This is a genomic window from Dysgonomonas sp. Marseille-P4361 (assembly GCF_900343125.1).
Classification (GTDB): domain Bacteria; phylum Bacteroidota; class Bacteroidia; order Bacteroidales; family Dysgonomonadaceae; genus Dysgonomonas.
Map to the genome: position 1 here is coordinate 353,185 of NZ_OPYL01000002.1, position 20,769 is coordinate 373,953.

Below are 20,769 nucleotides of genomic sequence, written 5' to 3' on the forward strand. Positions count from 1 at the left end.
ATAAGCTTTATGAAAACTTTTTTTAAAATATTTTCCATTTTTTGTTTATTAGGTTGTTTCCAGTTTAGTGCTGATGCACAAACAGTAAAGAAAAAATTAACAGCAGATCTCCATGCCGGGCTGAACTTTGCTGAAATGGATGTTAATAATGGGCAGAATGAAGATAATAAACTTAAATTGGGGGCGGTTGTTGGTGTAAATATAAACTATAAGATCTATGGAAATATCCAACTGCAAACAGGGTTTTATGTATCTAAGAAAGGATTGAAGCAAGAGGCTCATAGTGAGACGACCACAGCTCTGAAAGATGTCTATATTCTGGATACAGTAAGGACAACTGTTGCTAATTACATTCAGATCCCTTTAGCAATAGGTTATGAAGTGTATCTGACTAGAAATTTCGCTTTTAATGTAAATATGGGGCTATATGGAGCTTATGGTTTCAAAGGAACTTATGAAAATAAGTATTCTAAAGCAACTATTCCATATGGAGGAAATATAATATATGAACCATTGCAAGTAGGAAGTGGCGAGACTTTTGATTTGAATAAATGGAAAAGGTTGGATTATGGTTTAATAGGTAGTATTGGCTTCATCTATGATATTTATACTATCAATCTGAATTATGAGAGAGGTCTCAATAATATAACCCGAGAGAGTTGGAGTACTCTCAAAAACAGAAATATATCAATACTCTTAGGTCTTCGATTTTAAACAAATTATATATAATGAAAAGAGAGAGCTTTTGCTCTCTCTTTTTTATTATATTTTATCTAATTCTTCAAGGATTAATTCATCATATTCGTAAATATCATCAGCATAATATAAAGCTTTGTCTTTTGGGTAGCAGAAAGCTGTTCGATAGTCTATAGCTAAAGATATCTTATTATCAGCAGGGATGTTTATGATGTCTGGAAGTTTTTTTAATTTTTCCTCTTTCAATAGCTTTTTAGCTTCTTTTGTTTCCACACTCATACCTACGCTATATAATAGTCTGTCTTTATATATTTCAGCTACCGGATACATAGCAAAGACAGCTAAATCAAAAGGTTTTTGAACCCGTATACATCCATGACTGACAGCTCTATTTTTTCTGTTGAATGTAGCTTTTGATGGTGTATCGTGAAGATATACTGAAAAAGAATTGTTGAACATAAATTTGATTAAGCCCAGAGAATTGCTTGGTCCAGGCTGTTGTCTTACAATATAAGAAAACTTAGAGGTGTTTATCTTCGACCAGTCTATTGATTCAGGGTCAACTTCTTTTCCTCCTTTATATAATTTCATGTTTTTCCGTTTGATATATGTAGGATCTTTTTTTTGCAAAACAGCAACCTCTGTTTTAGCTATACTGGAAGGGATATTCCACGTCGGATTAAGATTCATATAAGCTAAGTCGCTCGTCATTAGAGGCGTCTTATTTCTTATAGAACCTACACAGACTCTCGAAATAAGAAGAAGGCTATCATTTCTTTTGTCAGATGCAACAAGCATAAATGCAGGAACATTCACTTCAATATGTTTATCATGCTCTTGCTTGCTTCGTTTCCAACGGTAGCGCTCCATATTCGCTTTAATGGTATTGAGATAATATTCTATAGGGCGGTTAAGTGCATTTATAGTCAGTAGTCCAACCTCTTTTTCTTCCAGATAAGAATTCCTGATTCTGAAAAGATTGATTGCAGCTAGTAATTCTTCGTTCAATTCTGAATGAAGACTGTCTCTACTGTTAGGATCAGGAGTATATTCCCCTGTTAATATAAGTCTGTTTGCTATAGCCGAAATGTTCTTCCCTTTGCTACCCAATCTATAGTTACTGCTTCCCATTACTATTCTCTGGAACATTGTATCAGACAAATTTGCTAAACGGCTATACTCTTCCTGCAATTTTCGATATATACTATCAGTAGGATGAGATTCTAGCATAGCTTTTATAGGGTTCTCCTTCATTTCTTCATAAAGAGAAACAGTGTATGTTGAGTCTGGTTTCAACAAATCTATGTCGTATAGTTTTTTACCATAGATATCTTTTGGATTAAGAAAACCGAATCGCATTCCTGTTACATACTTAGCAACAGCTTTAGTAGCGCTCTGTTCCAAATGGATTATTTTTGAATAGATGGTATTCAAATCTTCACCATATAGCTTTGATGATATAGAATCAGTTATCGCAGCTATCTCTGTAGATGTAAAGCAATCATTAGATAAGCCATGTTTATCTACATCGTTTAGTAGTTCGATAAGCTCTGCTAAATTTTTAGTGTCTAACGTATCATGAACCCATATTGGAGTATAGGAGGTATGTGCATAAAAAGGCGCTATGATAGAGTCGGTAGAGACAACCTCTTTTAATCTCTCTTTTAGGTCACCAGGGTTAAACTCTGGATAGTGTTGAGCAAAAATAGATTTTACAACTTCTTTTTTACTTGATTCTGAGATGACTGTCTGCCCTCGTTTGCAACTCCAAAAGAATAGAGATAATATAGCAAAAAAACAGACCAGAGAATAATGCTTCATAAAGTTATATTAGAGGTCAAAAGAGTATGTATAAGTGTATAGCTTATTGAACAAATATAATAAATCTTTGACAGTTTTCAATGTTTTGAACAATGCAAGAATAGATAATGTTTATATTTCTTGAAAACTTTCTTACTTTTGTATTTAAATAAAAACGTTATATTGATGCATAAATCAGGATTTGTAAATATAGTTGGTAACCCTAATGTCGGAAAATCAACATTGATGAACTTATTGGTAGGAGAAAAGATTTCTATTATAACATCTAAAGCTCAGACAACACGCCATCGTATATTAGGAATAGTAAATACCGATGATTATCAGATTGTCTATTCTGACACTCCCGGAGTTCTTCGTCCAAACTATAAATTACAGGAATCGATGCTGAACTTTTCAGAGTCAGCTTTGAGTGATGCTGATGTGTTGCTATATGTGACTGATGTGATTGAAAAAACGGATAAGAATGAAGAATTCTTGAAGAAAGTTCAGAAAGCAGAGGCTCCTGTTTTGTTACTCATCAACAAAATAGATCAGACAAATCAAAAAGATCTGGAAACATTGGTAGAACAATGGAGAGATCTTTTGCCTAAGGCTGAAATATATCCAATTTCTGCCTTAAACAAATTTAATATCGATATTGTAAAAAAACGTATTCTTGATTTGATTCCGGATTCGCCCCCATATTTCGAAAAAGATGCTTTAACTGACCGTCCGGCTCGATTCTTTGTTACAGAGATTATCCGTGAGAAGATACTTCTTTATTATCAGAAAGAGATTCCTTATGCAGTAGAGGTAGTTGTTGAGCAGTTTATCGAAGAAGATGGATTAATCAATATAAAAGCTTTAATCATAGTAGAACGCGATACTCAAAAAGGTATTATTATCGGGCATCAAGGTGCAGCTTTAAAAAAGATGGCTACTATGGCGAGAAAAGACTTAGAGCGATTCTTCAATAAGAAAATATTCCTGGAAATTTTTGTCAAGGTGGAAAAAGATTGGCGAAGCAGGGATAACCTACTCCGCCAATACGGATATCGCTTAGATTAATATATTTTATTCTTCGATAGAGAAACCGACAGCTTTCAAATCCTCCCAGTATCTTGGGTAAGATTTTGTAATAACCATAGGTTCTGCAATTGTGATATTTTTAATCTTAATTGCAGCAGGAGCGAAGGCCATTGCCATACGATGGTCTTCATATGTTTTAATGACAGGAGTCTCTTCCGGTTCACATCTTTCACCATTCCATTCCAGAATACTATTTTCGCTATCGTAGATTAGATAGCCTAGCTTCTTCATTTCAGCTTTTAATGCTTCTATCCGATCAGTCTCTTTTATTTTAAGGCTTTGCAGACCTGTGAACATAAAAGGAATATTCATCAAGCAGCATGTCACTACAAAAGTTTGAGCAAGATCAGGTTCGTTGATAAAATTATGGAACATTTTTTTAGTAGTCCTATTTGTCTTTCTTAAGATTACTCCGTCTTTGGTATATTCCGTTTCAATACCCAAGTCTAGAAATAGTTCGGCTACTTTAGAATCTCCTTGCATACTATTTTTGAAGAGTCCTTTTAATTCTATTTTTGCATCGTTTACTAATGCTGCCATTTCGTACCAATATGAAGCAGCTGACCAGTCAGATTCAACTACGTAGTGTGTTGGTTTGTACTCTTCAGGGTGAATTCTTATTGTTCTGTCTTCCCAATGGGCTTTAACGCCAAACTGAGCCATCATTCCCAGTGTAAGTTTAATGTAAGGGATGGAAATGATATCTCCTTCTAAATGGATTGTTAGACCCTTTGTCATTGTAGGGGCGATCATCAGCAAAGCCGAGATGAATTGTGAACTTACATCTCCCGAAAGGTAAATACTACCACCTTCTAGGGCTGTACCGTTTATCTGTAAAGGAGGATATCCTACCTTTCCTAAATATTTAATTCGTGCACCTAACGAAACTAGCGCATCAACAAGAATATGAATAGGACGTTCCTTCATCCTTTCTGTTCCTGTGATAACCCATTGACCAGGAGTAATGGAGAGAAAGGCTGTAAGAAATCTCATCGATGTTCCTGCTGCTTTTACATCTATCAGGTTACTTTCACTTCTGAAAGCTTCTACCATCACATTTGTATCGTCACAGTTGGACAGATTTTCAATGTCATATGAATTAAGACTAAGAGCATTTAATATAAGAGCTCTGTTGCTTATACTTTTCGACGCGGGCAATTGTATTGTAGAATCAATAGCGTCTGGTGCGTTAATTTTATATTGCATAATATTCACAATTCGTTTTGCGAATTTAATCAAAAGCCTAGATTATATCAAAGATTTAAACATAGATTAAGAGATATGATGGAGAAATATATTTTGATATTTATAGACCTTTAAATTGTATAATTATAATTAATTATAAGATTTTTATCAGCTTGTAATTTTAAAGAAAAGAGAATAAGGTACTAAGATCTTATTCTCTTTTAAATTATTTTCAAGATTACAGCAAGAGCATCACCCTGTATTACGCATACCGGCAGCAATACCTGAAATTGTAATCATTAAAGCTAATTCTAATTCGTGAGAGTGTTCACCATCTTTTCTGGTACGATGAAGTAATTCTACTTGCAAAAGATTTAGCGGATTGGTATAAATATTACGCATAGCGATATTTTCAGCAATCAACGGTAAGCCTTCCATCAAGTAATTGTCTTGAGAAATCTTTAATATTGTTTCTATATCACTTTCGAGCTGCTCTCTAAGTCTTTCTCCTATCGGAAGGAAATTAGGGTCAACCAGCCTTTCGTCATAATATTCAGACATTCTAGGGTCAGCTTTAGCAAATACCATTTCTAACATGCTCATACGAGTTCCAAAGAATGGCCATTCACTGTACATTGCTTTCAGCGTATCTAGTTTTCCATTATCAATAGCCTCTTGTAGCGCTTGTCCTGCTCCAAGCCATGCCGGAAGCATAAGCCTGTTTTGTGTCCATCCAAAGATCCAAGGAATTGCACGAAGACTTTCTACTCCTCCATTTGGGCGTCTTTTAGCCGGACGCGAGCCTAATGGCAGGCGTGTAAGTTCCGACTCGGGTGTAGCTTGATAGAAATATGGTATAAAATCAGGGTTTCTGTAAACAAGATCCTGATAACTTCTACACGAAATATCCGAAAGCTCATCCATCAAATCTCTCCATTCTTGTTTAGGAGCAGGAGGAGGTAATAGATTTGCTTCGAGGATAGCATCAGTATATAGAGACAGTGTTTTGATTGCTAGATTTGGTAATCCAAGTTTGAAGCGAATCATTTCACCTTGCTCTGTTACTCTTAATCCATCTTTTAGTGAACCCGGAGGTTGGGAGAATAGAGCCACTTTAGCAGGGCCTCCACCACGTCCGACAGTACCACCTCGTCCATGAAATAAGGTTAATGCTACTCCTTCTTCTTGACATGTTTTAATCAACGCTTCCTGAGCTCTGTATTGTGCCCATCCCGCAGCTAGTGATCCGGCATCTTTGGCTGAGTCGGAATAACCGATCATTATCATTTGTTTACCGGCGATGGTTTCTTTGTACCAGTCGATGCTAAATAGCTGTTGCATGATCTTATTTGCATTATTCAAGTCATTCAATGTCTCAAATAACGGAGTGACAGGAAGTATATATGGGCAGCCAGCTTCTTTTAGGAATAAATAAACAGCAAGAATATCAGATGGTGTACGGGTCATAGAGATTATATATGTTGGTATTGCGCCAACCGGTGTCTCTGCTATGACTTTACATGTTTCTAATAACTCTTTTGTCTGAGGACTAGGATCCCAATGAAGAGGAAGTAAAGGTCTTCTGGAATTTAGTTCTCTGAGAAGGAAGGCTTGTTTTTCTTCTTCAGTCCAAGCCTCATAATCTCCCATACCCAGATATTGGGTAATCTCTGATAAAGCTTCAGTGTGAACTGTACTTTCTTGTCGTATATCAAGTTGAGCTAATGTCATACCGAATGCTTTTATTCTGCGTAAGGTATCGAGCAGATTGTCATTCGCTATAATTTCCATTTTGCAGGCAACTAGCGATTTGTAGCATTCGTATAGAGGTTCCCAAAGCTGTTCGTTGCGAACTAAGATGTTTTCTGTAAATTCAGGATTTTTACCCGCAATTTTGGCATCTATGTATGCAAGGGTTTCCTTCAATTGCGAACGAAGTCTTTTCATCAGTTCGCGGTAAGGCTCTTGTATCTTGTAATCCTTTATGTAATCTCTAAATTCGGTAGTACAAGTAGCCATCGAAAGTTCCTTTACCAGAACCTCAATATCTTCAAGGAACAATCTTGTCGCTCTTCTTCTGCTATCAAGTAGTACTTCGTGTGTAATTTTTGATGTCACATTAGGGTTGCCGTCTCTGTCTCCTCCCATCCACGATGAAAAATGTATTGGGCGGGCATCAATTGGGATTTTATAATGTAAGACTTCCTGTATCTGCTCATCTAGTTCTCTTAGATAGGCTGGTACAGCCTTCCATAAACTGCTTTCGATAACCTCATATCCCCATTTCGCTTCTTCGTTAGGGGTAGGGCGGTTTTGTCTGATTTCGTCAGTATACCAATATTGAGCTACTAATTGTTTCAAGCGACGTAAAATCTGAACTCTTTGATGTGCCGATAGGTCATCATGATCCAGTAGTCCCAGACAATGGTCTACTTGATTAAGATTATTGATAAGAGATCGTCTGTTTATTTCGGTCGGATGTGCCGTTAATACTAAGTCGATAGATATATTTTCAATTGCTTGGATAATCTCTTCGTCGCTAAGATTAGCTTCTTTTAGTTTACGAAAAATCCCTTTAAAGTTTACCGGGTTTTCTGCCCCTTGCGAATGGGGAGAAACACTATTGTACTGTTCTGCAGTGTTTGTCAGATTCAAAAACTGATTGAATGCTCGAGCAACAGGTAAAAATTCTTCATCTCTTAAGTTTTGTAATGTCTTTACGAGTGCCTTATGTGCTTCAATATCGCCGGAATGCGATGCTTTTGAAAGTCTGCGAACAGTTTCGACAAGGTCAACCATATCTTTACCTCTGGCTTCGCTGATGGTTTTACCCAGCAAATCTCCTAGAAGCTTGATGTTGGCCTGCATCAATGGTTGTTGCAAGTTGTCCATAATTGTTACTATTAAATTATTATAGTAGTCATTATACAGTAACCAGAAGCAGACTACAATAGATGTAAGTCATACTTCTAGTCGCATGTAATAAAGTTATTCGTTTATCAGTTTAAATAGTTCTTCTGCAGCTTCGCGAGGACCTTCTTTCGCTTTCCCGTCAATTGCCAGGAGGGTGTATATCTCACCTATTTTTACACCATTTTTATGCATGTCGGTAAAATACTCTCTGATAAGTCTTCCTGCTAATTCGGGTTCTTGTACAGGTCCGAAAGGATTTGCAAAATAAGAAGTTACAAGTCCCTTTTCGGTAGTTGTTCCTTTTGCTTTACGAGCTCCGGCTTCGAATACCTTTATAGCTTCTTCCAGATCGTCGAAGAACTCAATTTGCTTATTATCTTCAGCATCTGTATAATTGTTGGCATAAAGGAAATAGTCTACTTTATACCCTCTCATTATAATATCATAAGTAGCCGCAGGAATAGTAATTCGAGCATTAACTTTGTCCGGATTAGAGTATATACCTCTTTCAAGTTGCTGGAATGCATATGCCGGATCTAAGTCATCGATGCGCACAAATGCTCCGATCTCAGTTCCATATCCTTTAATTGTTCCGTCTTCTTCTTTCTTTAAATATCCCATATCGTCGAAAATAACACGCATATGACGGATATATTTTTCATTCAGTGTACGGAATGCCTCTAAGCTTTCGGATTTACCGGCTCCGCTATCACCCATAATGATAATGTTAGATTCTTTTCCGTTCTTTAAAAGGATGTTTACCATTGCACCGTGTATTGGCAGACGATTAAATTCCATTTGCTTAACATTATGTAATGTTAAAAGCATTTTTTTCATGTAACCGAAATAGTCTATATCATCGCAATGATTCGCATACCCGATAAGAATATTGTTTTGCGTATCTTTATAATAGAAAGTACGTTTTTCTTCTTGTCCGTCAGGGTAACCAAATACATATATTATATCTGGTTTTTTACCAATATATTCACTTTCTTTTGCTAGTTCGAATAAGTTGGAAAGAGAGAATCCATGTACCATAAAGTCTTTGTGGAAATACACAAATGTGAGCATGTTACCTACTTTTGCAGGGAACAAGAACCAATCATCTTCACTCAGCTGTATATTCTTGATAGGATTCTGTTGATGCTCCTGAAAAATACCATCGCGTGTATTTCTTTTAGTATAAGACATAAACGGAGGTTGGAACATTACACCTGTTATAAATGGTATTTGAGAAAGACCATTGTATTCGACAGGGCAGTTCCAGCTAACATTACTAAGAGTTAATGCAGCATTAGCACCAGCGTTTAGTTGGCGGTATACTCTATGTTGGTATCCCATTATCGTTTCTTCTATACGACGATAAATGGATAATACTAGTTCGTTGAATAGTTCATTGGCTTGCATGAATCTAACACTTTGCAAACCTTGACCAACAGTGCTATTGTGTACGATTGTATATCTTTCGAGACTTCTCCAGAAACTATACAGAAGTTCGATTAACTCAATGAACAAGTCTTTATCATTGAAGAAAATAGCATATTTATTGTGAACTGTTTGTACTTCATCTGAGTTACAGACAGTTAGTAATTTGAAAGCTTCGATGAGTGTGCGTTTAAACTCTTCCTCAGATTCGAACTCTTTCATATAATAATCATATATGATAACTTGTTCTTTTTTGAGTTTTCTGATAAAAGTTTCCATTACGCGATGGAACCCGTAACTGTTTAAAATTTTTTGTCGAGTGTCACAATATTTTAACGTGAAGTTTATAATTGCTTTTCCTTCGCTTAACGTAAATTCTTGTAGCATACTTTATTTATTTTATAGTTTGTCTTTCTTATATTAATGTTCATTTTTCAACCTCTTGTCCATACGGATAAAACGAGGAGGCTTCTGTTGAGAAAATTTCTTATATCACACTTGTAAATGCTAAATTTTCTAGCTTCCAAATTTAAGGAATCTTAGCTAGACATTTCAATGAAATCGAGACTAATTTCATATTAAAATGTAAATTAAAATTAAGTTTTTATTATTTAGTTGTTCTTTGGTGATATGGAATTGATTTATTTTTGATTTTTTGTATCTTTGAAGTTTCCTTTGATTTTAGAGGTGTGTTTTTCTATATTGAATTTTCCTTGTTATGAAATAATTTTGAATAAAATACAAAAGGAGACTCTTACTTAGAGTCTCCTTTACTTTATAAAAAGATATGTAAACAGTATTTTTATTCATCTTCATCCAAATCCCAATCGTCGAAGAATGAAAAGTCTTCAGAAAATTGTTGGAGATCTCTTCTGTCTTTTTTAGTAGGACGTCCTGTACCTCTAGCTCTATCAACGAAACCGCTAACTTTAGACAGTTCCAATATTTCGAGTTGAGAGGGAGATGTAACATCTTTCATGAATTCAGGAACGAGTTTAGCTCCCATTCTGTTTTCGGTCAGATTAAGTACCTCGAAAGAGTAGGTGATAGGAGGACGTTTTACATCAATAACGTCTCCGACTTTAATCATTCTGGAAGGTTTGATTGTCATTCCTTTTATCGAAATACGTCCTTTTTTACATGCATCTATAGCTATGGAGCGTGTCTTGAATAATCTTACAGCCCACAACCACTTGTCAATTCGTACTTCTGTTTTAGGTTCTTTCATTACGTATATATTATTTTCCTAAAATATCAATTTTCTATTGATCTGTCACAGTTAAATGATAAACTTCTGATGTTTTTGTCTCAAATTCAAGAATATAATAACCTTCAATATCAGGGGTAGAAACTATGTCTAGCTTTTTATTCATTATTGGAATATCTGTTCTTATTCGGCATTTATTTCCATGAGTTGATAGAATGGTAGCTTTCGTTAATTTACCTTCTTTCCACTCCATATCTACCTCAAAGCCATCTCTTGCACGTAGTCCTTTCACAACTCCGTTTTTCCATACAGAGGGTAGAGCTGGTAGCAGGTGCAATTCTTTCAGATGCGAATGTAATAACATTTCTGCAATTCCGGCAGTAGCTCCAAAATTGCCATCTATCTGAAATGGAGGATGGGCATCGAATAGATTCTCGTAGATTCCCGCAGAACTTCCACTATAGTTCAAACCATTAGGGTCTTTCCCTGTCAGTGTCATTGCGCTTTTGAGTAAGAGGTGGGCATGATCGCCATCTAATAATCTAGCCCAAAAAGATATTTTCCAAGCTCTGCTCCATCCGGTGCCTCCATCGCCTCTGGCATTCAAAGAAACCTTTGCTGCATCTGCGTACTCTTTATTGTGCATCGGTGATATCTGTTTACCTGGATAAAGTCCTATAAGGTGAGATACATGTCGATGTTGGTTCTGAGGATCATCCTGTTCATGTTTCCATTCACGAAGTTGTCCCCATTCTCCTATGGCAAGACCATTATCAAGGCGGTTGAATTTATGCTTCAAATTTGATATGAATTCTTTATCTGTACCAAGAATATCTCCGGCTTCGATAGTGTTTGAGAACAAATCCCATATTAATTGTTGGGCATAGGCATTTCCGCTTTCCCAAGGTCCGTGTTCGGGCGACCATTCGTTGGGAGCGACTAGTTTTCCATCATCGTCAACAATAAGTCTGTCTAACCAGAACTCACATGCCGATTTCATAATCGGATAAGCTATGTTTTCAAGGTATTCTTTCTGAGGGTCGAATAGATATTTGTCCCATATATGCATGCAATACCAAGCATTTGCGGGACGATTCCACATCCAACGCGAATGTCCGAATATGTTGTTTTCTGTTTTTACCACCCATCCTGCACAATCAAGCTCTTTTGCCATGTTTTTCCAAGAGTCATGAAGGATAGCTTCGTTGTATATGTAATTGATAAAGGGTAGGTGACACTCGGCTAAGTTTGTAGTTTCTACAGGCCAATAGTTCATTTGTACATTGATATTGGAATGTATATCACTTTCCCAAGGTGGATTGTTGCTATCGTTCCAAAGACCTTGTAAGTTTGATGGTTGATCTAACCGCGGTCTCGAACAAGCTATTTTTAAATAACGCCCATATTGGAAATATAATATGTCGGCGGCAGGATCATAAATTCCGTTTGTATAATTTTTGAATAATTCGTTCGTAGGGATCGTTGGTTTCGAATTTCCTACGTTTAGATATATACGGTTGAATAGAGAATGAAAATCCTTGATGTGGTCTTCTTTGATTTTCTTGTATCCTTTTTTTGCTGCTTTGGTATTTGAAGTGATGATTTGGTCAAGCCAAGCCTCTTTTGCTAAATAGTCGGGATTTTTTGCGTCGTAATTCGTACCGGCAGTTAAATATATTATGGCTTCATCTGCATTATTAACAATAATGGACGAATCTGATTTGGTGATCGTTCCGCCTTTTGTTTCAATTTTGAGTTTAGAATAGTAAGAAAGAAGCTCAAATCTACCTTTTATATTCAAGGAATTATCGTTTTGTACTTCAGTTGTTTCATTATGTGCTCCATTTAATCTTATGCTAAAGCCCAGTTTCTTCTTTTTATTTGAAGTAAGACGCATAACAATAACGTCATCAGGGTAGCTTGCTAAGTATTCGCGAGTATATGAAATGTTTCCTACTGTATAGTTTACTCTTGCAATGGCATTCTCAATATCAAGTTCGCGTCTGTAGTTACTATAGTTTTGGTGACCTTCGAAGTCTATATAAATATCTCCAAAGTTTTGAAATGCCCCTCTTATGGTGTCGCTGCCGGTCCAGAGGGTCTTATCGTTAAATTGGATTCTCTCTTGTGAGATTCCGCCAAAAATCATAGCACCTATTCGTCCGTTACCAATAGGTAGAGCAGAAGTCATCCAGTCTGTAGCCGGTTGCTTGTACCACAATGCTAAGTTTGACTGTGGTGGAACTGTGTTTTGCGCTTTTAAGGGGAGATAAAGGTTAAATGCTCCCAATAATAGCAAAATAGTTATATAATGTTTCATAGCTAGTTGCTTTGGGGTTAACATGCAGATGTTACTGCAAATAATTTATTTATTATTGTATTGATTCATTGTATTTTGTATTCCTGCTAAACAGAAACTTTTGATTATTTCTGCACAAATGTCAAATTTTTCGGGAAGGACTGTCTCTTCTTCATCCGAGAAATTATCTAGTACATAGTCAACCTGTCCACCTCTAGGAAATTCGTTCCCAATTCCAAAGCGAAGTCGGGCATATTGTTGAGTACCCAAGATACTTTGAATATTCTTCAGCCCATTGTGTCCCGCATCACTTCCTTTTCCTTTTAGACGAAGTGTGCCAAAAGGTAAGGCAAGGTCGTCTACTACAACAAGGAGATTTTCGATAGGAATTTTTTCCTGATTCAACCAATAACGAACAGCATTGCCACTGAGGTTCATGTAAGTAGATGGTTTGAGAAGTATAAGGGTACGTCCTTTTACTTTCAACTCAGCCACAGAACCATAGCGCCTGTCTGTAAAAACAATATTGGACGCTTTAGCTAAAGCGTCCAATACTCTGAATCCTATATTGTGGCGGGTATATTCGTATTCTCTACCAATATTACCTAAGCCGGCAATCAAGTATTTCATTCAATGAATAATATTGTTATCCTAATTAGCCGTTTTTAGCAGCAAGACCTCTTGCAGCACGTGTTAATTGAACGCGGCAAACAACTGAATTTTTAGCATTAAGAAGTTCTAGTCCTTCGAAGCTCAGTTCTCCAACTTGGATAGATTTTCCAAGAGCTAGAGCTGAAACATTAATATGTAATTTTTCTGGAATATTTTTGTATAAAGCTTTTACTTTCAGTTTACGTAAGTCTAATGAAAGTTTACCCCCTGCTTTCACACCTTCAGCAAGACCATCAAGTACAACAGGTACATCGATAACGATAGGTCTTTCTTCTGCTACTTGATAGAAATCAAGGTGTAGAATAGCGTCAGTTACTGGATGAAACTGGATATCTTTAAGGATTGCTTTAAGATTTTTACCATCGATAGTAAGATCTACAAGGAAAATCTCAGGAGTATAAATTAATTTTCTAACATCGCTATTGCTTACTGTGAAGTGAACAGCTTCTTTGTTATCAACACCATATACTACAGCAGGGATTTTATCTTCTTTACGAAGTGCGTTAGCTGCTTTTTTTCCAACAAGTTCTCTGGCTTGGCCTTTTAACTCAAATGTTTTCATTTTTTTTAATTTTTCTAATTGTGTTACTCAAATTAAGGATTGCTTCCTCATTCCCATCACACGTACGGGCTCAAAAAGCGGTGCAAAGATAATGCAAATCTTTTAATAATCCTAGCTAAAATATTAAAAAGGGTAGGAGGAATTATTGACTATAATCCTATTTGTTTTACAATAAAAAAATAACCCTCTCTTGTAAGATAGAGAGGGTTAGATATATAGTAAGAAATTATATTATTTTTTCTTGCCTTGGTTTGCTACAGCTTCCATCAATTTTTTGATTTCTTCAGGGTCGCCAAGGAAATAATCTTTCACTAGGTTTAGATCATCATCGAATTCAAATACATAAGGTACAGCAGTTGGCAGGTTTAGTCCTACGATATCTTCGTCTGAAATTCCTTTCAAATATTTGATGATACCACGAAGACTGTTACCATGAGCAGCAACGATGATTTCGTCGTGATGCATCATTGATGGGTAGATTACTTCTTGCCAGTATGGAAGAATACGGTCTACAGTCTCTTTCAATGCTTCAGTTTGAGGGATATAAGCTTTAGGTACATCAGCATATCTAGGGTCTTGAGATGCTGAACGTGGATCTGTTTCTTCTAGTGGTGTAGGTGGAACATCATAGCTACGTCTCCAAACAAGAACTTGTTCGTCGCCGTATTTTTCAGCAGTCTCAGCTTTGTTCAATCCTTGAAGCATACCATAATGCTTTTCGTTCAAACGCCAAGTTTTTTCAACAGGTATCCAGTCCAAGTCCATTTGGTCTAGAATATTGTTCAATGTTTTAACAGCTCTTTTAAGGTAAGAAGTGTATGCCAAAGTAAATTTAAAGCCTTCTTCCTTTAAAAGTTTACCAGCTTTTAGAGCCTCTTCTACTCCTTTTTCAGATAAGTCTACATTTGTCCATCCTGTAAAGCGGTTTTCTTTGTTCCAAACGCTTTCTCCGTGGCGAATTAATACAATTTTTTTCATTATAATATTTTTAAATTACGATTTCTACTGTATGTCGCAAAGGTATTTAAAATACTGACAAATTACAAGATGTAAAATATATTTGGAAAATTAAATTCTGTATTTTGTCAGATGGTTATCTGACAAATACCCATTCTTTATCATTTGATAATTGTTCAGAAAATGCATAACCTTCAGTATCGAATGCTTTAAGATGTTCTACATCGGTTAGTTTGTTTTGGATAATGAAACGACTCATCATTCCCCTTGCTTTTTTAGCATAGACAACAATCTGCTTGTAGCCTTTATCAGTATGTTCTTTAAAGATTGGTGTTATGATGCGATGTCCTTTAGGTAGTAGTTTTTTGTTTACAGCTTTTGAATATTCTTTTGAAGCCAGATTTATTAATACATTATCATCCGCTTCCATTTCTTTAGCTATATAATTACTAATAGTTTCTGTCCAGAAATCGTATAGATTTTTACCTTTATTATTTGCTAAAGGGATCTGCATTTCCAGACGATATGGTTTTATCAAATCTAAAGGGCGAAGCACACCGTATAGCCCGGTTATATGTGCAAGATGTTTTTGAGCAAATTTTAAGTCTTCTTTAGTCATGCTTTCGGCATCTAAGCCTTTGTACGCAATTCCGTTATAAGCAAAAATCGCTTGCTTTTGTGGTGTTTTGGGCAGAGAAAAAGCATGGATATACTGATATACATCGTGAGCTAGCTGAGGATTGATATTCATTAGTGAACCTATTTCACTTACTGATATTCCTTCCATCGAAGCATATAATTCATTTGCTTCTTTTTCGAATAGGGGAGTGGTTGCTTCTTTTATCTTAGCTGGTGTGTCAAAGTTTTGCAGTTTTGCAGGTGATAATATGATAAGCATATCTTTTAATTTTATTTTTATAATTATATTATATACTACCAAACAACTTGAAATGCTAATAGTTCAAAAGATAGATAATAACGACCTATATATGAATTTTTTCATAAAAAAAGCAACTCTTTTTTTAGAGTTGCTTTTTCTTTTATCTATAGAAAGATCTGATTATTCAGCGTTCAAAGTGAAACGTTTGAATGCTACAACTGCAAGATCTTTATCACTTGCTGCTAAATATTGAGCAATTGTTTGTTTTGGATTTTTTACAAACTCTTGTTGAAGTAGAGTAAATTCCTTGTAGAATTTAGTCAAAGCTCCTTCTGCGATTCTATCAAGAAGGTTTTCAGGTTTTCCTGCTTCGATAGCTTTTTCTCTTGCGATAGAAAGCTCTCTTTGTTTGATTTCTTCTGAAACTTCTTCTGGTACAAGAGCTACAGGATTCATAGCTGCAACTTGCATAGCTACGTCTTTAGCAACTTGCTCGTCAACATTAGCTTTGTTGAAACCTACGATAGAAGCTAATTTATTTCCTGGGTGAACGTAAGCGATTACATAAGGAGCTGAAACTTGCTCGTATACACTTAATTCCATTTTTTCGCCAGTGATACCCATTCTGTCTGTTACAACATCTGAGATCGAACGACCATCAATTGTAAGAGCTTTTAAAGCATCTAGGTCAGCTGGTTTATTTGCAAGGGCAGCATCAAGAATAGATTTTGTCATGTTTACAAAATCAGCATTCATAGCAACGAAGTCAGTTTCGCAGTTAACTGCTACGATTGTAGCATATTCACCGTTAGTTGCTGCAAGAACACACCCTTCAGTAGCTTCACGGTCTTCACGTTTTGCTGCGAAAGCTTGTCCTTTTTTACGAATAATTTCAATTGCTTTGTCGAAATCTCCTTCTGCTTCAGTTAAAGCATTTTTACAATCCATCATACCTGCACCTGTCATTTTGCGTAGGTGTTGGATATCTGCCATTGATATTGCCATTTTATTTCTTTTTATTTAGGTTTATAATTATTTTCTAATAAAAAAGACCAAGAAATAGTCTCTAAGAAGTATCTTAGAGGCTAGTTCTTAGTCAATTATAATAAATTATTCTTCGTCCTCTTTTGCAAATTTGCTAGCTACAGCAGCATTTATTGCTTCTTGGTCTTCTTTAGCTACAACTTTCTTAGCACCAGTTTTAGCTTTACGCTCTCTTTTAGGAGCATCTTCGCCTTCTTGTGCTTCAGCTGCGCTAGAGTCAGCTTTTTCTATTTTTCTTTCCTCAAGACCTTCTTTAATGCTTTCGCAAAGGCTTCCAAGGATAAGTTCGATAGATTTTGCAGCATCGTCATTAGCTGGGATTACAAAGTCAACATCATGTGGATTTGAGTTTGTATCAACCATAGCAAAGATAGGTATACCTAGGCGGTTAGCTTCTTTAATGGCGATGTTTTCTTTCATAACATCAACTACGAATAGAGCTGAAGGAAGACGAGTTAGGTCTTGGATCGAACCAAGAGTTTTTTCAAGTTTAGCACGTTGACGTGTTACTTGAAGTCTTTCTCTCTTAGAAAGAGTGTTGAAAGTTCCGTCTTTGATCATTTTGTCGATAGTTGACATTTTCTTAACAGCCTTACGGATTGTAGGGAAGTTAGTCAACATACCTCCAGGCCAACGTTCTACAACGTATGGCATGTTTACTGATTCTGCTAGATCTGTAACAACTTGTTTTGCTTGTTTTTTTGTAGCAACAAATAAAATTTTCTTTCCAGATTTAGCTATTTGTTTTAGAGCAGCTGCCGCTTCTTCTGTCTTAGCTATTGTCTTATAAAGGTCAATAATGTGGATGCCGTTACGCTCCATGAAAATATAAGGAGCCATTGCTGGATTCCACTTTCTTTTTAAGTGACCGAAGTGTACACCTGCTTCTAGTAATTGGTCGAATTCTAATTTTGCCATTTTTTGATTTTTGTTTCGTTTACTTTCTTTTTCTGTTAGCGAATTGTCGGGTAGCTCATTTGTTGAAGTCCCGGCAATTTAGATACTAAACGTAATTTTAGAGATGAGGCCGACTCATCATATATTAACCAATCTAAAGTCTCTAAGCGGCAAAAGCCGATAAAGCGTAATTGGGTAAAATAATTTCCAAATTAACGTTTTGAGAATTGAAATCTTTTTCTTGCTTTTGGTTGTCCCGGTTTTTTACGTTCTACAACACGTGGGTCGCGAGTCATAAATCCTTCAGCTCTAAGAGCAGCTTTGTCTTCAGGATTGATTTTTACCAAAGCACGAGCGATACCAAGGCGAGCAGCTTCTGCTTGTCCTTTATATCCACCTCCGTTTAGGTTAATCTTGATGTCGTATTTTTCAGCAACTCCTAATTTGTTTAGAGGTTGGTTTACAACATACTGAAGAATAGTTGAAGGGAAGTAATTGTCTAATTCACGTTTGTTGATAGTGATTTTTCCGGTTCCTTCGCTTACGAATACGCGAGCTATAGCAGCTTTACGTCTTCCTATTGCATTTACTACTTCCATTAATTTTTATTTAAGAGCGTTAATATCTATTGATTTTGGTTGTTGAGCATCATGAGTATGCTCATTTCCTGCATATACATAAAGGTTCTTAAGAAGAGCAGCACCTAAACGGTTTTTAGGTAACATCCCTTTTACTACTTTATGAACTAGGCGGTCAGCTCCTTTTTCCATCAATTTAGCAGGAGTTATTTCTCTTTGTCCACCTGGATAGCCTGTATAGCTTAGGTATACACGATCGTTCCATTTGTTTCCTGTAAGAACAACTTTATCAGCATTGATGATGATAACATTGTCACCACAGTCAACGTGTGGAGTGAAATTTGGTTTGTACTTCCCTCTAAGAAGTTTTGCCACTTTAGACGCCATACGTCCTAGTGTTTGGCCTGTTGCGTCAACTACAACCCATTCTTTGTTTGCAGTTGCTTTGTTCGCGGAAATGGTCTTATAACTTAAAGTATCCACTTGCTTAAAAATTAATTTGGTTAATTACTTTTCTGACTCACACAACGTTTATCCATTCACCGAGCTAAGTATGGTAAATGATAATTGTTTGTTTATCAATTTTTTACGCTATATTTCGTAATAATCGGCATGCAAAATTACAAATTATGAGCGAATTAGCAAAGAAAAGAGTAGATAAAATGATGTATATTTTTTTTGAATTAGAATTAATAATAGTCTTTGATGACTTAAGGTTTATACATTCTATATTATTTTGTTACGTTGGATCAATGTTTCGAAGATGCTGAAATATACGTCTAAGAGTTTATTCTCAAAGTGTAGGTCTGATATAAAAGAAAACTACCTTGCTATTATTGAGATAGCAAAGGCAGTCCTACTATTTTTATTTTTTTATACAGCCACAGCTCCTTTTATATGAGGGTGTGGATCGTAACCTATAAGTTCGAAGTCTTCGTATTTGAAATCAAAGATGCTTTTTACATTCGGATTAATCTTCATTTGAGGAAGAGGGCGGAAGTCTCTTGTTAATTGTAGTTTAACTTGTTCTAAGTGATTCGTGTATATATGTGCATCTCCTAGAGTATGAACGAATTCACCTGCTTCTAGTCCGGTTACTTGCGCCATCATCTGAAGTAGCAGGGCGTAAGATGCAATGTTAAACGGAACACCTAAGAATATGTCAGCACTGCGTTGATATAGTTGCAAACTTAATTTTCCGTTTGCTACATAAAATTGGAAAAATGCATGGCAGGGTGGGAGGTTCATGTTTTTAATGTCACCTACATTCCAAGCATTAACTATGATACGACGCGAATCAGGATTGTTCTTAATGGTGTTAACAACTTCTGTGATCTGATCGATATGACCTCCGTCGTAGTCGGGCCATGAGCGCCACTGATATCCGTAGATATGCCCAAGGTCTCCATTCTCGTCAGCCCATTCGTTCCAGATACGAACACCATTTTCTTGCAGGTATTTGACGTTTGTGTCTCCTGCCAAGAACCATAGTAGCTCGTGTATAATTGATTTTAAATGCAGTTTTTTTGTTGTTAGTACAGGAAACCCTTCGGCAAGGTCATAGCGGCTTTGATGACCAAATACACTTATTGTACCGGTTCCGGTACGGTCGCTTTTTTCAACACCTTCGGCTAGAACTCGCTTTAGCAGATCGTGATATTGTTTCATATTTTATGTTCTTCCTTTTATTTTTTAATAATTTACAAAAATAGCTGTTTATAAATGAAAAAAGAAAATAGGACTGATAAATATTCTTTATGATATCATTGTCGTAAAACAAAAGGTCAGAGAAAATTCCTCTGACCTTTTATAACCTATATTTATATTATAGATATTTTATTCTGCACCTTCTTCTTCATTAACCGGAACTATAAGCTTGTAGCCCTTTCCGTGTATATTTATGATTTCAATATTCGGATCCGGTTTCAATAATTTACGAAGCTTAGTGATATATACGTCCATACTGCGAGCATTGAAATAGTTGTCGTCTACCCAGATTTGTTTTAGGGCATGATTTCTTTCAAGGATGTCATTTGCATGTGCGCATAATAAAGCTAATAATTCAGCTTCTTTAGTAGTTAATTTAGTGCTGTTACCATCGATAGTCAAAATTTGTTTTTGAGTATCGAAGCTCATATTGCTAAACTGATAAACTTGTTGGTCTTTAGCTCTCTTGCCTTTTACACGGCGGAAGATAGCCTCAATACGAAGAACTAACTCTTCCATACTGAATGGCTTAGTGATGTAGTCATCAGCACCAGCTTTGAACCCTTCAAGAATGTCATCTTTCATATTCTTTGCTGTCAGAAAGATGATAGGGATTTCTGTATTGATAGCTCTAATTTCTTTAACTAATGTGATACCATCTTTTTTAGGCATCATAACGTCTAGAATACAAAGGTCGTATTTCTCTTTTACAAACCCCTTATATCCTACTTCTCCGTCTGTATAAAGGTCAGTGTCGTATCCTTTTGCTTGAAGATATTCTCTAAGTAGCATACCTAGATTTTCGTCATCTTCGCATAAAAATAATTTCAATTTTTCTTCCATAACTATTACCTTATA

The 20,769-nt window shown here is 36.1% G+C and carries 18 protein-coding genes; 2 read left to right on the top strand and 16 right to left on the bottom strand.

Features of this window, described 5'->3' with window-relative positions; genetic code table 11:
* The first annotated feature begins 9 nt into the window (after positions 1 to 9).
* A complete protein-coding gene (locus DHU68_RS05315) occupies positions 10 to 714 on the top strand; it encodes a porin family protein (protein WP_108821945.1) in 705 nt (234 codons plus the stop codon).
* 48 nt (positions 715 to 762) lie between these two features.
* Here the strand turns inward: DHU68_RS05315 and DHU68_RS05320 are convergent, their stop codons facing one another.
* Positions 763 to 2,517, bottom strand: coding sequence for a L,D-transpeptidase family protein (locus DHU68_RS05320; RefSeq protein ID WP_108821946.1), 1,755 nt, complete (start codon positions 2,515 to 2,517; stop codon positions 763 to 765).
* Positions 2,518 to 2,682: 165 nt separating this feature from the next.
* On the opposite strand from DHU68_RS05320, the gene era reads away from it, so the two are divergent.
* Positions 2,683 to 3,564, top strand: a complete 882-nt coding sequence (era, locus tag DHU68_RS05325) for a GTPase Era (RefSeq protein ID WP_108821947.1) — start codon at positions 2,683 to 2,685, stop codon at positions 3,562 to 3,564.
* Positions 3,565 to 3,570: 6 nt separating this feature from the next.
* Here era and aroA read toward each other — a convergent pair whose 3' ends face one another.
* The 15 genes from aroA to DHU68_RS05400 form a co-directional block, all read right to left on the bottom strand.
* Complete coding sequence (aroA, locus tag DHU68_RS05330) at positions 3,571 to 4,791, bottom strand: 3-phosphoshikimate 1-carboxyvinyltransferase (protein ID WP_108821948.1); 1,221 nt, start codon at positions 4,789 to 4,791, stop codon at positions 3,571 to 3,573.
* Positions 4,792 to 5,022: 231 nt separating this feature from the next.
* Complete coding sequence (ppc, locus tag DHU68_RS05335; protein ID WP_108821949.1) at positions 5,023 to 7,662, bottom strand: phosphoenolpyruvate carboxylase; 2,640 nt, start codon at positions 7,660 to 7,662, stop codon at positions 5,023 to 5,025.
* 96 nt (positions 7,663 to 7,758) lie between these two features.
* A complete protein-coding gene (locus tag DHU68_RS05340) occupies positions 7,759 to 9,495 on the bottom strand; it encodes a phosphoenolpyruvate carboxykinase (protein WP_108821950.1) in 1,737 nt (578 codons plus the stop codon).
* A 415-nt stretch (positions 9,496 to 9,910) separates the two neighbouring features.
* Positions 9,911 to 10,336, bottom strand: a complete 426-nt coding sequence (locus DHU68_RS05345) for an RNA-binding S4 domain-containing protein (protein WP_108821951.1) — start codon at positions 10,334 to 10,336, stop codon at positions 9,911 to 9,913.
* 34 nt (positions 10,337 to 10,370) lie between these two features.
* Complete coding sequence (locus DHU68_RS05350) at positions 10,371 to 12,635, bottom strand: glycoside hydrolase N-terminal domain-containing protein (RefSeq protein ID WP_108822141.1); 2,265 nt, start codon at positions 12,633 to 12,635, stop codon at positions 10,371 to 10,373.
* Between the two features lie 45 nt (positions 12,636 to 12,680).
* On the bottom strand, positions 12,681 to 13,244 hold the full coding sequence (gene pth, locus DHU68_RS05355; protein WP_108821952.1) for an aminoacyl-tRNA hydrolase: 564 nt from the start codon (positions 13,242 to 13,244) through the stop codon (positions 12,681 to 12,683).
* 25 nt (positions 13,245 to 13,269) lie between these two features.
* Positions 13,270 to 13,848, bottom strand: coding sequence for a 50S ribosomal protein L25/general stress protein Ctc (locus tag DHU68_RS05360; RefSeq protein ID WP_108821953.1), 579 nt, complete (start codon positions 13,846 to 13,848; stop codon positions 13,270 to 13,272).
* A gap of 231 nt (positions 13,849 to 14,079) precedes the next feature.
* Positions 14,080 to 14,826 (bottom strand): 2,3-diphosphoglycerate-dependent phosphoglycerate mutase, encoded by a 747-nt coding sequence (gpmA, locus tag DHU68_RS05365; protein ID WP_108821954.1) that lies wholly within the window; start codon positions 14,824 to 14,826, stop codon positions 14,080 to 14,082.
* A gap of 115 nt (positions 14,827 to 14,941) precedes the next feature.
* Positions 14,942 to 15,703 carry a peroxide stress protein YaaA gene (yaaA, locus tag DHU68_RS05370; protein ID WP_108822142.1) on the bottom strand — a complete coding sequence of 254 codons (762 nt, stop codon included), beginning with the start codon at positions 15,701 to 15,703 and terminating at the stop codon, positions 14,942 to 14,944.
* A gap of 162 nt (positions 15,704 to 15,865) precedes the next feature.
* A complete protein-coding gene (gene tsf / locus DHU68_RS05375; protein WP_108821955.1) occupies positions 15,866 to 16,690 on the bottom strand; it encodes a translation elongation factor Ts in 825 nt (274 codons plus the stop codon).
* A 105-nt stretch (positions 16,691 to 16,795) separates the two neighbouring features.
* Complete coding sequence (gene rpsB, locus DHU68_RS05380; protein ID WP_108821956.1) at positions 16,796 to 17,647, bottom strand: 30S ribosomal protein S2; 852 nt, start codon at positions 17,645 to 17,647, stop codon at positions 16,796 to 16,798.
* A 191-nt stretch (positions 17,648 to 17,838) separates the two neighbouring features.
* Positions 17,839 to 18,225, bottom strand: a complete 387-nt coding sequence (gene rpsI / locus DHU68_RS05385) for a 30S ribosomal protein S9 (protein WP_108821957.1) — start codon at positions 18,223 to 18,225, stop codon at positions 17,839 to 17,841.
* Positions 18,226 to 18,231: 6 nt separating this feature from the next.
* Complete coding sequence (gene rplM, locus DHU68_RS05390) at positions 18,232 to 18,687, bottom strand: 50S ribosomal protein L13 (protein ID WP_108821958.1); 456 nt, start codon at positions 18,685 to 18,687, stop codon at positions 18,232 to 18,234.
* A 390-nt stretch (positions 18,688 to 19,077) separates the two neighbouring features.
* Entirely contained in the window at positions 19,078 to 19,872 is a 795-nt protein-coding gene (locus DHU68_RS05395) for a thymidylate synthase (protein ID WP_108821959.1), read from the bottom strand.
* Positions 19,873 to 20,040: 168 nt separating this feature from the next.
* Complete coding sequence (locus DHU68_RS05400) at positions 20,041 to 20,754, bottom strand: response regulator transcription factor (protein ID WP_108821960.1); 714 nt, start codon at positions 20,752 to 20,754, stop codon at positions 20,041 to 20,043.
* Positions 20,755 to 20,769 lie beyond the last annotated feature (15 nt).